10 protein-coding genes are annotated in these 13638 nt (G+C 64.3%); 2 read left to right on the forward strand and 8 right to left on the reverse strand.

The features are described 5' to 3' along the window. From ubiB to C0Z18_RS08470, 7 genes are all read right to left on the reverse strand, one after another. Nucleotides 1-1578 carry a ubiquinone biosynthesis regulatory protein kinase UbiB gene (gene ubiB, locus C0Z18_RS08440; RefSeq protein WP_102644944.1) on the reverse strand — a complete coding sequence of 526 codons (1578 nt, stop codon included), beginning with the start codon at nucleotides 1576-1578 and terminating at the stop codon, nucleotides 1-3. A 14-nt stretch (nucleotides 1579-1592) separates the two neighbouring features. Then, nucleotides 1593-2219: a ubiquinone biosynthesis accessory factor UbiJ gene (locus C0Z18_RS08445; protein ID WP_102644945.1), complete on the reverse strand. Its 627-nt coding sequence runs from the start codon at nucleotides 2217-2219 to the stop codon at nucleotides 1593-1595. 159 nt (nucleotides 2220-2378) lie between these two features. Continuing rightward, complete coding sequence (locus C0Z18_RS08450; protein WP_102644946.1) at nucleotides 2379-3371, reverse strand: Tim44 domain-containing protein; 993 nt, start codon at nucleotides 3369-3371, stop codon at nucleotides 2379-2381. 36 nt (nucleotides 3372-3407) lie between these two features. Beyond that, nucleotides 3408-4139 carry a bifunctional demethylmenaquinone methyltransferase/2-methoxy-6-polyprenyl-1,4-benzoquinol methylase UbiE gene (gene ubiE / locus C0Z18_RS08455; protein WP_102644947.1) on the reverse strand — a complete coding sequence of 244 codons (732 nt, stop codon included), beginning with the start codon at nucleotides 4137-4139 and terminating at the stop codon, nucleotides 3408-3410. Between the two features lie 24 nt (nucleotides 4140-4163). Next, nucleotides 4164-4577, reverse strand: coding sequence for a gamma-butyrobetaine hydroxylase-like domain-containing protein (locus C0Z18_RS08460; protein ID WP_102644948.1), 414 nt, complete (start codon nucleotides 4575-4577; stop codon nucleotides 4164-4166). Nucleotides 4578-4634: 57 nt separating this feature from the next. After that, nucleotides 4635-5063 carry an HIT family protein gene (locus C0Z18_RS08465; RefSeq protein ID WP_102645067.1) on the reverse strand — a complete coding sequence of 143 codons (429 nt, stop codon included), beginning with the start codon at nucleotides 5061-5063 and terminating at the stop codon, nucleotides 4635-4637. Nucleotides 5064-5149: 86 nt separating this feature from the next. Next, nucleotides 5150-9178 carry a DUF3683 domain-containing protein gene (locus tag C0Z18_RS08470; protein ID WP_102644949.1) on the reverse strand — a complete coding sequence of 1343 codons (4029 nt, stop codon included), beginning with the start codon at nucleotides 9176-9178 and terminating at the stop codon, nucleotides 5150-5152. 512 nt (nucleotides 9179-9690) lie between these two features. On the opposite strand from C0Z18_RS08470, the gene ilvA reads away from it, so the two are divergent. Together ilvA and queF are read left to right on the forward strand one after the other, a co-directional pair. Further along, on the forward strand, nucleotides 9691-11220 hold the full coding sequence (gene ilvA / locus C0Z18_RS08480) for a threonine ammonia-lyase, biosynthetic (RefSeq protein WP_102645068.1): 1530 nt from the start codon (nucleotides 9691-9693) through the stop codon (nucleotides 11218-11220). Between the two features lie 27 nt (nucleotides 11221-11247). Further along, a complete protein-coding gene (gene queF, locus C0Z18_RS08485; protein ID WP_102644950.1) occupies nucleotides 11248-12072 on the forward strand; it encodes an NADPH-dependent 7-cyano-7-deazaguanine reductase QueF in 825 nt (274 codons plus the stop codon). A 55-nt stretch (nucleotides 12073-12127) separates the two neighbouring features. Here the strand turns inward: queF and C0Z18_RS08490 are convergent, their stop codons facing one another. Beyond that, complete coding sequence (locus C0Z18_RS08490) at nucleotides 12128-13618, reverse strand: N-acyl-D-amino-acid deacylase family protein (protein ID WP_102644951.1); 1491 nt, start codon at nucleotides 13616-13618, stop codon at nucleotides 12128-12130. Nucleotides 13619-13638 lie beyond the last annotated feature (20 nt).

A 13638-nucleotide genomic window follows, 5' to 3' on the forward strand; every position in this document is an offset into this window, starting at 1 on the left:
TCACGCTCCGTAAGCAATCGCAAGCCATGCCCGGGCGAGCACCGCCCCGACCCCCACCGCCACGCCGAACAGCAGTAAAGCTTGCAGCATGCGGTTCGTCCGCTTTTGTTCGAGCAGCAGTAGCCTGATGGCCGAATCGTGCGTGGCACGGGTACCGTCGTGCCGCTCGGCGAGCACATGGTGAATCAGACGCGGCAGTTGCGGCAGCGTCTTGCTCCACTGCGGCATTTCCACTTTTAGCCGTTCATACCAGCCCCGCCAACCAATTTGCTCGGTCATCCAGCGCTCGAGGTAGGGCTTGGCCGTCTTCCAAAGATCGAGTTCGGGATCGAGCGAGCGTCCGAGCCCTTCGACGTTGAGCATCGTCTTTTGCAGTAAAACGAGCTGGGGCTGGATCTCGACGTTGAAACGCCGCGATGTGGAAAACAAGCGAAGCAGCACTTGACCGAGGGAAATGTCCTTCAGCGCGCGGTCGAAGTACGGTTCGCACACGGCGCGAATCGCACTTTCGAGTTCTTCCACGCGCGTGTTGGGCGGCACCCATCCCGACTCCAAGTGCAGCGTGGCGACGCGATGGTAATCGCGCTTGAAAAAGGCGAGGAAGTTTTGCGCGAGGTAATTCTTATCGAAGTCGGACAACGCGCCGATGATGCCGAAATCCAGCGCGATATAGCGCCCGAAGTGGGCCGGATCGAGACTGACCTGAATGTTCCCCGGATGCATGTCCGCATGGAAAAAGCCATCGCGGAACACCTGCGTGAAGAAAATCTCGACACCCTCGCGGGCCAATTTCGGAATATCGACGCCGGCCGCGCGCAGCGTTTCGACCTGGCTGATCGGCACGCCCACCATGCGCTCCATGACGAGCACGTTCGGCGTACAGAACTCCCAGTACATCTCCGGCACGAGCAGCAAATCGAGGCCCGCGAAATTACGCCTGAGCTGGCTGCCGTTCGCGGCCTCTCGCATCAGATCGAGCTCGTCGTGCAGGTACTTGTCGAACTCGCCGACGACCTCGCGCGGCTTGAGCCGCTTGCCGTCGGCCCATAGACGTTCGGCCCAGGTCGCCAAATCGCGCAGCAGCGCCAAGTCGGAATCGATCACGGGCAGCATGTTGGGCCGCAAAACCTTGATCGCGACGTCCTTGCCGGCGTGCTGACCGGACTTCACCTTGGCGAAATGCACCTGCGCGATCGACGCGCTCGCAACCGGCACGCGCTCGAAATCGTCGAACAGGACATCGACACGCGCGCCGAGCGACTTCTCGATGATGTCGATCGCCACGGCCGAATCGAACGGCGGCACTTGATCTTGCAGCTTGGCCAGTTCGATGGCGACGTCGGCCGACAGCAAATCGCGGCGCGTGGAAAGCACTTGCCCGAATTTGACGAAAATCGGCCCGAGGCTTTCGAGCGCAAGCCGCAAGCGAACAGCAGGCGGCGACGTATAACGGCGGCCGATCGTGCCGATGCGCACGAGGAACCGCACGCGGCGATCGCTGATCCGGCTCAACATCATTTCGTCCAGCCCGAAGCGCCAGACGGTGTAGACGATCTTGATGAAACGCAATAAACGCATAGTGGGCCCGCTCGCTATCGCACGCGGCGCAAGGCGCCTGCCCGGCTCGCGAGCGTTTGCTGATCGAGCCGGTCGATTCGTTTCTCGACACGAGCCAGTGCGTCGCGGGCGCGCGCGAGCTCGCTGTTGAATGTGTCGAGCGCACCGCGGCGCACGAGCTGCGGGCTCTCGTCGAGCAAATATTCCGCGATCGAATCGCGCAGCCCTCGCCCGGCGCGTAGCGCCTGCGCTCCGGCCGTGCGCACGAGTTCGGCCGCGCGATGCGCCGGCGCATCGCCGATCAATTTGGCCAAATCTTCCTCGGGTTCCCAGCGCAAATGCTCGGCTAGCTTCGCGAGTTGAGTCGCGAACTCCGCATCGCCCTCGATCTTGACGTGCTTCATGACAGCCGCTTGGCCGCCTTGCACGAAGGCCGGCAGCGCATCGGCGGCAACGGCCAGGGACACATCGACGGCGCGGGCGTCGATTTCGTCGACGGCACTCAAGTAGCCGCCGGGCTCGACGGCAAGCGTCAGAGCGATCGACGAGAACGTGAGACGAGCCGTTTTTCCCGCGTACGGGGCGAGGCGTTCACGTGCCCACGCTTCGCGAGCGAGCAAGTGATTGACGGCGGCGGCAAAGGGCTTGGCGGCAAGTGTCATCGGGGAGCAATAAAAAGCCGCGCGGGCGGTAGCCGACGCGGGTCTCTATTGTAGCGCCCGATGGCTGGGCAACTGACGCTAGGCAAATGCGTCATGACGATCGGCCGGGGTAAGTTGCGCCGGCCTCGTGCGGCCGGCCCGCGATTTCGCCTTCAGAGCCTAGTGCGCCGTTTGCTCGATCCCGGCCAGCAACCAGCCATCGCCGCCGCGCTTGGGCTTCGTCAATTGCCACGTCTCGGCAAACGGTTCCGCCGGCGAGCCCGCGCCTTCGCGGATCAGCCCCGCGTAGCGCACGCTCGCACGGTATTCGTTCGCGTCCTCATCCAGATCGAGCAGCTCTGCATCGATTTGCACGACGTCGGTTGCCTCGCGCTCTCCGGCGCGCGCTTCGAAGTCGACCTTCAATTCGGCGAACATTTCGGGTGTGGAGAACGCGCGGATGTCGGCAAGATTACCGGCGTCCCATGCGGCTTGGAGTCGCACGAAGTTCACCTTCGCGTGGTGCAGGAAGGCCGTTTCGTCGAAATCGGATGGGCGCTCGAACGAGGTGGAGGCGCTCTGCGCTGGGGAGGTCGCCGGGCGGCCCGCACTCGACGAGGGCATCTGGTAGGCGCCGGTGCCGCCGAAACCGCCGCGCTCCATCGGCATCGCGCCGCCCGCCGAGGCGAGTGCCGGTGCCGCGGGTTTGCGCCGCAAGGACATCACCTTACGAACGAGCCAGATACCGGCCATCGCCAGCAGCGCGACGACGATGACGTTCGCCATGGCGCTCGCAAACGCGCCGCCCAGCCCGAAATGCGAAAGCAACGCCGCGATGCCCAAACCGGCCGCGATGCCGGCGATAGGCCCCAGCCAACGCGAACGCGCCGGCGCCGCGGGCGTTGCCACGGGGGTACGTTGGGCTTGCGCCGCGTTGCTCGGTTGTGTGCCGGCCGCCGCTTGACGCCCCGTCTGCTGAGCGGGCGGTGCGCTTTCGCGCTGCATCGTTTGGGACTGGCGCCCCATGCTGCGCCCGCCGCTCATGCGCTTGGCCTCGGCATCGAGCGTGGCCATCGCGCCCGTGGCGATCATGGTTGCCACCGCGAAGAGCCGGATTCGCTTCGAAAAACGCCACGAAAGCTTTTTGGAAGGATTGGGAAGCGAATCGGCCATGTTGGTATTCCTTATAAAAACAATGAGTTAGGGGATCTAATATTTCACCCCCACGTGCAAGGCTACCACGCCAGCTGACAAATTGTAATATTTCACACCGTCGAGCCCCGCCTGCTCCATCATCGTTTTCAACGTGTCCTGGTCCGGATGCATCCGGATCGACTCGGCAAGATATCGGTAACTGTCCGCATCTTGCGCGAACTTGGACCCAAGCCACGGCAAGACCTTGAACGAATAGACGTCGTAGGCCTTCTTCAGCGGCTCCCAAACCTTCGAGAACTCGAGCACGAGCAACCGTCCGCCCGGCTTCAGCACCCGGCGCATCTCGGAAATGGCCACTTCCTTGCGAGTCATGTTGCGCAGCCCGAAGGCCACGGTCACCACGTCGAAGTAGTTGTCGGGAAACGGAATTTTCTCGGCATCGCACAGCAGCGAAGGCGTGACGACGCCACGATCGAGCAAACGGTCGCGGCCGACGCGCAGCATCGATTCGTTGATGTCGGTGAGCCAAACCTCCCCGCTCGGGCCCGCCCGTTTCGCGAAGGCTTTCGACAGATCGCCCGTGCCGCCGGCGATATCGAGCACCTTGTAGCCGGGCCGCACGTTGGCTTGCGCAATCGTGAATTGCTTCCACACGCGGTGCAATCCGCCCGACATCAAATCGTTCATCAGGTCGTAATTGGTGGCCACCGAGTGGAAGACGCCGGCCACCTTCTTCGCCTTTTCTTGTTCGTCTACGGTCTCGAAGCCGAAGTGGGTCTTGCTCATCGCGTTTATCCTCCGCGTTTCGTATCAGTGACAGTGGCCCCGCGGGGCGGATGCGGCCGCCATCGGCGCATCGCGGTCGAGCCCCGCCGCCGCAAGCCTGTCGAAGTAGGTTTGCCACAGCGCGTCCTGGCGCGTCGCCAGTTCATACAGCAAATCCCACGAATAGATGCCGGTTGCATGGCCGTCCGAAAAAGTCGGCTGCAGCGCGTAATTGCCGACGCCGTCGATGGAGACGATCGTCACCTCGCGTTTGCCGGTCTGTAGTGTCTCTTGCCCCGGCCCGTGCCCGCGCACTTCCGCCGAAGGCGAATACACGCGCATCAATTCGAAAGGAATCCGATAGCTGAGGCCGTTCGGGTAGCGCAACTCCAACGCGCGCGATTTTGCATGGACGACGATGCTCGTGGGCACCGGCGTCTCGGAAGTCAGTCCGCTCATCTTTCGCCTCTCATTCCAAATCCGCGGCGGCGCGCCGTTTCGGTCGCGCTCGCGCCGTCACCCTTGCGCCTGGGCCATTTCCTGACGCAGCGCCTCGGCGATCAGCGTGGCTTGCGCCCGCCGCTGCGAGAGCAGCGCCTCCGAGACGGAGCGTTGGCGGGGCGCCCAGATCGGCAGCGGGAAATGCGCGTCGTTGGTGAAACGCGGAATCACATGCCAGTGCACGTGCGGCACCTGATTGCCGAGACTCGCCAGATTCACCTTGTTCGGCGCCAGCACGCGTCGTACCGCGCGTTCCGTCGCGTAGACGGCCAGCATCACACGGTCGCGCTCGCCCACCTGCAAATCCGAAAATTCCGCCACGTGCGCGTTCCAGATCACGCGACAAAAACCCGGGTAGTCGTGCTCGTCGGCCAACACGACGCGCAATGCATCGTCCTGCCAAAGCACGACCCCGCCTTCCTCACGGCAAAATACGCATTCCATCATCGTCCCTTGGCATCAGCCGGCATCGACAAGCGCTACGGCGCACGAGCCCGTTTTACACTCGTGCACCCCGCGCGTGGGCGCTATTACACCAGTACGCGCTCGATTCCGCCATTGTTCGCACGTTCGACGTACTCGGCCATCCAGTTCTCGCCCAAAACGTGGCGCGCCATTTCCACGACGATGTAATCGGCTTCGACGCCGGCATCCTCGTTGTAACGCGAGAGCCCCTGCAGGCAAGACGGGCAGCTCGTGAGCACCTTGACGTCGGCCGCGCCGTTGCCCGGGGTGGCCTCGTCACCGGGCGCGCCCGCCGCCGTGACCGGAATCTCGCGCAGCTTGGCGGCCCCCTTGCGGATCTCTTCTTCCTTGCGGAAGCGCACCTGCGTCGAAATGTCCGGACGAGCGACCGCGAACGTACCCGATTCGCCGCAGCAGCGCTCGTTCTTCGCGATCTTGTAGCCGTCGTTGGCCGATCCCATCAACTCGTTCACGAGCTTGACCGGATCCATCGTCTTGATCGGCGTATGGCACGGGTCGTGGTACATGTAGCGGGTGCCCGTCACGCCGTCGAGCTTGATGCCCTTTTCGAGCAGGAACTCGTGGATATCGATGATGCGGCAGCCAGGGAAAATCTTGTCGAATTCGTAACCGGCCAACTGGTCGTAACAGGTACCGCACGAGACGACCACCGTCTTGATGTCGAGGTAATTGAGCGTATTGGCCACCCGGTGGAACAGCACGCGGTTGTCCGTGACGATCTTCTCGGCCTTGTCGTACTGGCCGGCCCCGCGCTGCGGATAGCCGCAGCACAAATAGCCCGGCGGGAGCACCGTCTGCACGCCCGCCTCCCACAGCATCGCCTGCGTCGCCAGACCCACTTGCGAGAAGAGCCGTTCGGAGCCGCAGCCCGGGAAGTAGAACACCGCTTCGGTATCGACGGTCGTCGTCTTCGGGTTGCGGATGATCGGCACGATCTTGTTGTCTTCGATGTCGAGCAGCGCGCGCGCCGTCTTCTTCGGCAAATTGCCCGGCATCTTCTTGTTCACGAAGTGGATCACCTGCTCCACGACCGGCGCTCTACCCGTCGTCGCCGGCGGATGCGCGGTTTGCTTCTTCGCGAAATTCTTCAGCAGGTCGTTACCGAGACGCTGTGCCTTGTAGCCGATCCCCATCATCGCCGTGCGGGCGACGTTGATCGTCTGCGGATTCGTCGCGTTCAGGAAGAACATCCCCGCCGCCGCGCCCGCGTTGAATTTCTTCTTGCCCATCTTGCGCAGCAAGTTGCGCATGTTCATCGACACGTCGCCGAAGTCGATCTTCACGGGACACGGCGTCGCGCACTTGTGGCAGACGGTGCAGTGATCGGCCACGTCGTTGAATTCGTCCCAGTGCTTGATCGACACGCCGCGGCGCGTCTGCTCCTCGTACAGGAACGCCTCGACGAGAAGCGAGGTCGCCAAGATCTTGTTGCGCGGGCTGTAAAGCAAGTTCGCGCGCGGCACGTGCGTGGCGCAAACCGGCTTGCACTTGCCGCAGCGCAAGCAGTCTTTCACCGAATCGGCGATCGCACCGATATCGGATTGCTGCATGATCAGCGACTCGTAGCCCATCAGGCCGAAGCTGGGCGTGTAGGCGTTGCGCAGATCGGCGCCCGGCAGCAGCTTGCCCTTGTTGAAGCGGCCGTTCGGATCGATCCGCTCCTTGTACGCGCGGAAATCGGCGATCTCGGCTTCCGTCAGGAATTCGAGCTTCGTGATACCGATGCCGTGCTCGCCCGAGATCACGCCGTCGAGCGAACGCGCCAGCTTCATGATGCGCTCGACGGCCTTGTGCGCGTCTTGCAGCATCTCGTAGTTGTCGGAGTTGACGGGGATGTTCGTATGCACGTTGCCGTCGCCGGCGTGCATGTGCAACGCGACGAACACACGACCGCGCAACACCTTCTTATGGATGGACTGCGCTTCGTCCAGGATCGGTTTGAACTCGCCGCCGTTGAAGATCTGGCGCAGCTCGGCCCGGATCTCTTGCTTCCACGAGGCGCGGATCGTCCGGTCTTGCATGACGTGGAACACGTTCACGCCCGGTTGAACGTCCACACGATCGGCGAATTTCTCGGCGAGCGCTTCATAGCCGAGCTGCACGAGGTAGTGCTGCGCCTCGCGCAACGACAGGTCGAGCTTCTCGAGCACGAACGACCAGCGCGCGCGCACGCGGGTGAGCAAGGTCAACGCTTGCTGGACGCGGTCTTCCAGCAACTCCGCGCTCGGGATTTCGTTGGCGTCGTCGGTCTTGCCGAGCGGCAGATTGCCGGCCTTGAAAAACGCTTCCAGCGCATCGACGAGCTGCAGCTTGTTTTTCAGCGACAGCTCGATGTTGATCCGCTCGATGCCGTCCGTGTACTCGCCCATCCGACCCAGCGGAATGACGACGTCTTCGTTGATCTTGAACGCGTTCGTGTGCTTCGCGATCGCCGCCGTCCGGCTACGGTCGAGCCAGAAACGCTTGCGCGCCTCTGCGCTGACGGCGACGAAACCCTCGCCGCTCTTGCCGTTCGCCATACGCACGACCTCGGAGGTCGCCGCCGCCACCGCGTCCGCATCGTCGCCGACGATGTCGCCGATCAGCACCATCTTCGGAAACGCGTTGCGCTTCGATTTCGTCGCGTACCCGACGGCGCGCAGATAGCGCTCGTCCAGGTGCTCGAGCCCCGCGAGGATCGCGCCGCCCTGCTTGGACGTCTCGAACAGATAGTCCTTGATTTCGACGATGCTCGGAATCGCATCGCGCGCCTGGCCGAAAAATTCGAGGCAGACGGTTCGCGTGTGCGCCGGCATCTTGTGCAGCACCCAGCGCGCGGACGTGATGAGCCCGTCGCAGCCTTCTTTCTGCACGCCGGGCAGACCGGCGAGGAATTTGTCCGTTACGTCCTTGCCGAGCCCTTCCTTGCGGAAACGCCGGCCCTCGATCGAGAGCGTCTCCGTGCGCAGCAACCGCTCGCCCGGGGCGGCATCGCCGTCGAACCATTTCAGCTCGAATCGGGCCACGTCGACATCGTGGATCTTTCCGCGGTTGTGCTCGAGCCGCGTCACCTCGAGCCAATTGCCCTGCGGATCGACCATGCGCCACCAGGCGAGGTTATCGAGTGCGGTGCCCCACAGCACGGCCTTCTTGCCGCCCGCGTTCATCGCGACGTTGCCGCCGATGCACGAGGCGTCGAGCGAGGTGGGGTCGACCGCGAACACATAGCCGGCGGCCTCGGCCGCCTCCGTCACGCGGCGCGTAACGACGCCGGCGCCGGAGAAGATCGTCGGCACTTTCGCCGCCACGCCGGGCAGCTCGGTCAGTTCCACGGCACCAAGCTGCTCGAGCTTTTCGGTGTTGATGACGGCCGAGAACGGCGTGAGCGGAACGGCGCCGCCGGTATAGCCCGTGCCGCCCCCGCGCGGGATCACCGTCAAGCCGAGCTCGAAGCACGCCTTCACGATGCTCGCGATTTCGGCTTCGGTATCGGGGGTCAGCACGACGAACGGGTATTCGACGCGCCAATCGGTCGCATCGGTGACGTGCGAGACGCGCGAGAGGCCGTCGAAACGAATGTTGTCTTTCTGCGTGCAGCGGCCGAGCACCTTGGTTGCGCGCCGGCGCAGATCCGCCATCGTCCCGAATTCGGCCGCGAATGCCTCGACGGCACCGCGCGCGCTGGCTACGAGCATCTCGACGCGCGACGCGCGCTCGCGACCCGCCTCGTCGCCGTGCTCGACCATGTCGGCCCGGCGCCGCTTCTCGATCTCGTTCAACCGGTGGTTCAGTGCCTCGATCAGCAATGCGCGGCGCTTCGGATTGTCGAGCAGGTCGTCTTGCAGATAGGGATTGCGGCGCACGACCCAGATGTCGCCGAGCACCTCGTACAGCATGCGGGCCGATCGCCCCGTGCGCCGCTCGGCGCGCAACTCGTCGAGCGCGTTCCATGCCTCGTCGCCCAGCAGGCGGATGACGATCTCGCGGTCGGAAAACGACGTGTAGTTGTACGGAATCTCGCGCAAGCGCGGTTCGGGTTCTGCGGCGACGGCAGCCGCGGCGCCGTGCGGATCGAAGACTTGAGGTGCGTTCATGGTCGGACGGATCGATAGGCCGGCCAAGGCGTCCGTTGACGCTCTAAGCCGGCAATGCGCGTCACGCGCAATGATTTCTGGAAACTGGGCGTCGGCAGCGAGGGCTCGCCGCGCGGGTAGGCGGCAGCGCAGCCTGCTCGCATCAGAAGGGCGCTAGCCGCACGATCGTGCGTGACGGGCGTGCCGCTGCGCCGCGGGACGCGCTTCCCGCGGGGCTGGGGTGAGAGGGGCCGTCCGTGGCTGCCAGCGCATTATCCGGTCCTGGTTTTAAAACGGAATTCTACCGCATGATCCGAATACGCGTTGACGCTCGATTCGACTCGCCGCGGCCCGCGAAAACGCCGCGCAGCCGGCGCCGCGCGCCTTGCCAACCGACCGTCCGGTCAATTTTCAGCGGGGCGGCGGCGGCTATTCGTTATCCGTTCGGCAGGAGAAAACCGCCGTCCGTTGGCGCTATCATTGACGTTTTCGCATCCCGCACGCCACACGCGCCTCGCCGGCGCCTCATGCCCATGTCCTCGTCTTCCCACGATTATCTGAAAAAAATCCTGACCGCTCGCGTCTACGACGTCGCTCGCGAGACGGAACTCGAACCGGCGCGCAATCTTTCCGCCCGGCTATCCAATCGTGTTTTCCTGAAGCGCGAGGACAATCAACCGGTCTTCTCGTTCAAGCTGCGCGGCGCGTACAACAAGATGGTGCACATCGATGCCGATGCGCGCGCAAGGGGCATCATCACGGCCTCCGCCGGCAACCATGCGCAAGGCGTCGCCTACTCGGCCGCGCGGCTCGGCGTCAAGGCGGTCATCGTCGTGCCGGTCACCACGCCGCAAGTAAAAGTCGACGCCGTGCGCTCGCATGGGGGCCCCACCGTCGAAGTCGTCCAATTCGGCGAATCGTATAGCGATGCCTACGCGCACGCGATCGAGCTGCAAAAAGCGCGGGGCATGACGTTCGTGCATCCGTTCGACGATCCCTATGTGATCGCCGGCCAAGGTACCGTCGCGATGGAGATTCTGAGCCAGCATCAGGCGCCCATTCATGCGATCTTCGTTCCGATCGGCGGGGGCGGGCTCGCCGCCGGCGTCGGCGCCTACGTGAAGGCGGTGCGCCCCGATATCAAAGTGATCGGCGTGCAGACCGAGGACTCGTGCGCGATGGCCCGCTCGATCGGCGCGGGCGAGCGTGTGACGCTGCCCGAGGTGGGTCTGTTTTCCGACGGCACGGCCGTCAAGCTCGTGGGCGAGGAAACCTTCCGCCTGTGCCGCCAATACTTGGACGATGTCCTCACCGTCAACACGGACGCGCTGTGCGCCGCGATCAAGGATGTTTTCCAAGACACGCGCAGCTTGCTGGAACCCGCGGGCGCGCTCTCCGTGGCGGGCGCGAAACAGTACGCGGAACGCACCGGCGTGACCGGCGAAGCGCTCGTTGCGATCACCTCCGGCGCCAACATGAATTTCGACCGGATGCGCTTCGTCGCCGAACGGGCGGAGGTGGGCGAGGCACGCGAAGCCGTATTCGCGGTGACGATTCCCGAGGAGCGCGGCAGCTTCAAGCGCTTTTGCGAACTGGTGGGCGAGCGCAGCGTCACCGAGTTCAACTACCGGATCGCCGATTCGAGCGCCGCGCACATTTTCGTCGGCGTGCAAATCAAGAGCCGCGACGAATCGGCCGCGATCGCATCCGCGTTCGAGCAGCACGGCTTTCCCACCGTCGATCTGACCGGCGACGAATTGTCGAAGCAGCACATTCGCTATATGGTCGGCGGCCGCTCCCCGCTTGCGCGCGACGAACGCCTGTTCCGGTTCGAGTTTCCCGAACGCCCGGGCGCGTTGATGAAGTTTCTTTCGTCGATGGCGCCCGACTGGAACATCAGTCTTTTTCATTATCGCAATCAGGGCGCGGACTACAGCTCGATCCTCGTCGGCATCCAGGTACCGCAAACGGACAACGAGGCGTTCGCGCGCTTCTTGTCGACGCTCGGTTATCCGCATTGGGACGAAAGCGGCAACCCCGTTTATCGGCTCTTTCTTGCGTGAGCGCGCGCCCAACATCGACCGAACACCATGACCCCCGACCATTCGCCACTCGGCAAGAGCACGACCTATCGCGAGCAGTACGATCCGGCACTGCTCTTTCCGATCGCGCGCAGCCAAGCGCGCGAAGCCATCGGCATCACGCAGACGCTGCCGTTTTTCGGCACGGACATCTGGAACGCTTACGAGCTGTCTTGGCTCAATGCACGCGGCAAGCCCCAGATCGCCATCGCGACGTTCTTCGTGCCGGCCGAATCGCCGAACATCGTGGAATCGAAGTCGTTCAAACTCTACTTGGGCTCGTTCGCGCAAACCCGCATCGAATCGGTCGAGGCACTGCGCGAAACGCTCAAGCGCGACGTCTCCGCGGCCTGCGGCGCGAGCGTGTCGGTGCGGCTCGCGACGCCGGCCGAGTTCGCCAAGCTCGAGTTCGAGGAGTTCGATGGGCTCTCGCTCGATCGTCTAGACCTGGACGCCGACGTCTACGAGCCGGACCCCACGCTGCTCACCGCCGCGCACGGTGAAGCGCCCGTGGAAGAGACGCTGTATTCGAATTTACTGAAGTCGAACTGTCCGGTGACGGGCCAACCCGATTGGGGCAGCGTGCAGATCCACTACGTGGGCCCGCAGATCGATCACGCGGGACTGCTGCGCTACATCATTTCCTATCGGTCGCACACGGGCTTTCACGAGCAATGCGTCGAGCGCATCTTCATCGACATCCTGCGCCAATGCCGGCCGGTCAAGCTCGCCGTCTACGCACGCTATACGCGCCGCGGCGGGCTCGACATCAATCCGTTCCGCACCAACTACAACCTGCCGATGCCCGATAACGCGCGCACGGCACGGCAATGATCGCCGCCGGCTACTGCCGCACCGCCACCGCTCGCCCGATTAGGCTTCGCTCGCGTTAAAACGCCTCGCCGGGATGGCCGGAATCGCCGCCTGCTTTCGCGCCGCGGGGCACGAAGCGTCCCGCACGCTGGCCCGAGGGCGCGCGATCGCGATACGACAGCACGCCGTTGACCCAGACGGCGTCGATGCCATCGGCGACTTGCCGGGGATTGTCGAACGTTGCGGCATCGCGCACCGTCGCCGGGTCGAACAGCACCAGATCGGCGTGATAGCCGACGTGAATCTCGCCGCGCCGTTCGAGCCCGAAGCGGCGCGCCGAGAGCCCCGTCATCTTGTGCACCGCTTGCTCGAGCGGCATCAACCGCACGTCGCGCGCGTAATGCCCGAGCACGCGCGGAAACGTGCCCCACAGCCGCGGGTGCGGCAGCGGATCGTTCGGCAAACCGTCCGAACCCACCATCGACGCCGGATGCGCCAAGATCCTGCGCACATCGTCTTCCGACATGTTGTGGTACACCGCGCCCGCCGGCTGCAAGCGCGCCGCCGCCTCTTGCTGCGTGACGCCCCACTCGCTCGCGATCGCCGACAGGCGCTTGCCCGAGGCTTGCGGATGCGGTGTGGACCACGTCACCGTAATCTCGATGTCGCCCGTCACCTGCTTGAGGTCGAGCGTCGTGGAACTGCGGTCGTACGGATAGCAATCGCAGCCGATGCGCTGTGCCTCGCGCGCGCGTTCGAGCGAGGCGAGCACTTCGATGCTGCGCCCCCAGTTGCGCGGCCCGGCGCATTTCAGGTGCGAGACGACAACCGGCACGCGCGCATGCCGACCGATGCGACAGGCTTCGTCGAGCGCATCGAGGATCGCGTCGAACTCGCTGCGCATGTGTGTCGCGTAAAGCGCCCCCGCTTGCGCGAGCGGCTCGGCCAGCGCCATCACCTCTTCGGTCGGCGCGCAAAACGCCGACGCATACGCCAGCCCCGAACTCAGCCCGAGCGCCCCATGCTCGAGCGCTTCGGCGAGCTGCGCGCGCATCGCGTCGATTTCCGCCGGGGTTGCGGCCCGGTCGAGCCGGTCCATGTGGTTGCCGCGCAATGCCGTGTGGCCGACGAGCGCCGCCACGTTCACGGCGGGGCGCGCGGCATTGACCGCATCGACATACGCGCCGAACGTCGGATACCGGAACGATTCGCGCTCGCCGAGCAGGTTCATCGGATCGGGCGGATCGCCGCGCAGCGTCACGGGCGAAGCGCTGATCCCGCAGTTGCCGACGATGACGGTCGTGACGCCCTGCGAGAGCTTGGGCAACATCTGCGGATCTCGAATGACGTGGGTGTCGTCGTGGGTATGAACGTCGATGAAGCCCGGTGCGAGCGCGCGGCCGTCGGCCTCCACGATCTCTTCGGCGATCCAATTGGAAAGATTGCCGACGGCCGCGATCTTCTCGCCGCGAATCGCGACGTCGCGCACGACGGGTGGCTTGTCCGACCCGTCGTAAAGCGTGGCACCGTAGATCAATGTATCGGCGGCTTCCGGATGAGAATGCATCGTTCGTCTCCGAGGGCGAG

The sequence above is a fragment of the Trinickia dabaoshanensis genome (assembly GCF_002879885.1).
GTDB classification, from domain to species: domain Bacteria; phylum Pseudomonadota; class Gammaproteobacteria; order Burkholderiales; family Burkholderiaceae; genus Trinickia; species Trinickia dabaoshanensis.

Bases quoted from the DNA above. Each gene is read 5' to 3' on its own strand.
- queF (WP_102644950.1), top strand. From the start codon at position 11,248: ATGACCCCCGACCATTCGCCACTCGGCAAGAGCACGACCTATCGCGAG.
- ilvA (WP_102645068.1), top strand. From the start codon at position 9,691: ATGTCCTCGTCTTCCCACGATTATCTGAAAAAAATCCTGACCGCTCGC.
- C0Z18_RS08450 (WP_102644946.1), bottom strand. From the start codon at position 3,371: ATGGCCGATTCGCTTCCCAATCCTTCCAAAAAGCTTTCGTGGCGTTTT.
- C0Z18_RS08490 (WP_102644951.1), bottom strand. From the start codon at position 13,618: ATGCATTCTCATCCGGAAGCCGCCGATACATTGATCTACGGTGCCACG.
- ubiE (WP_102644947.1), bottom strand. From the start codon at position 4,139: ATGAGCAAGACCCACTTCGGCTTCGAGACCGTAGACGAACAAGAAAAG.
- C0Z18_RS08445 (WP_102644945.1), bottom strand. From the start codon at position 2,219: ATGACACTTGCCGCCAAGCCCTTTGCCGCCGCCGTCAATCACTTGCTC.
- ubiB (WP_102644944.1), bottom strand. From the start codon at position 1,578: ATGCGTTTATTGCGTTTCATCAAGATCGTCTACACCGTCTGGCGCTTC.
- C0Z18_RS08470 (WP_102644949.1), bottom strand. From the start codon at position 9,178: ATGAACGCACCTCAAGTCTTCGATCCGCACGGCGCCGCGGCTGCCGTC.
- C0Z18_RS08465 (WP_102645067.1), bottom strand. From the start codon at position 5,063: ATGGAATGCGTATTTTGCCGTGAGGAAGGCGGGGTCGTGCTTTGGCAG.
- C0Z18_RS08460 (WP_102644948.1), bottom strand. From the start codon at position 4,577: ATGAGCGGACTGACTTCCGAGACGCCGGTGCCCACGAGCATCGTCGTC.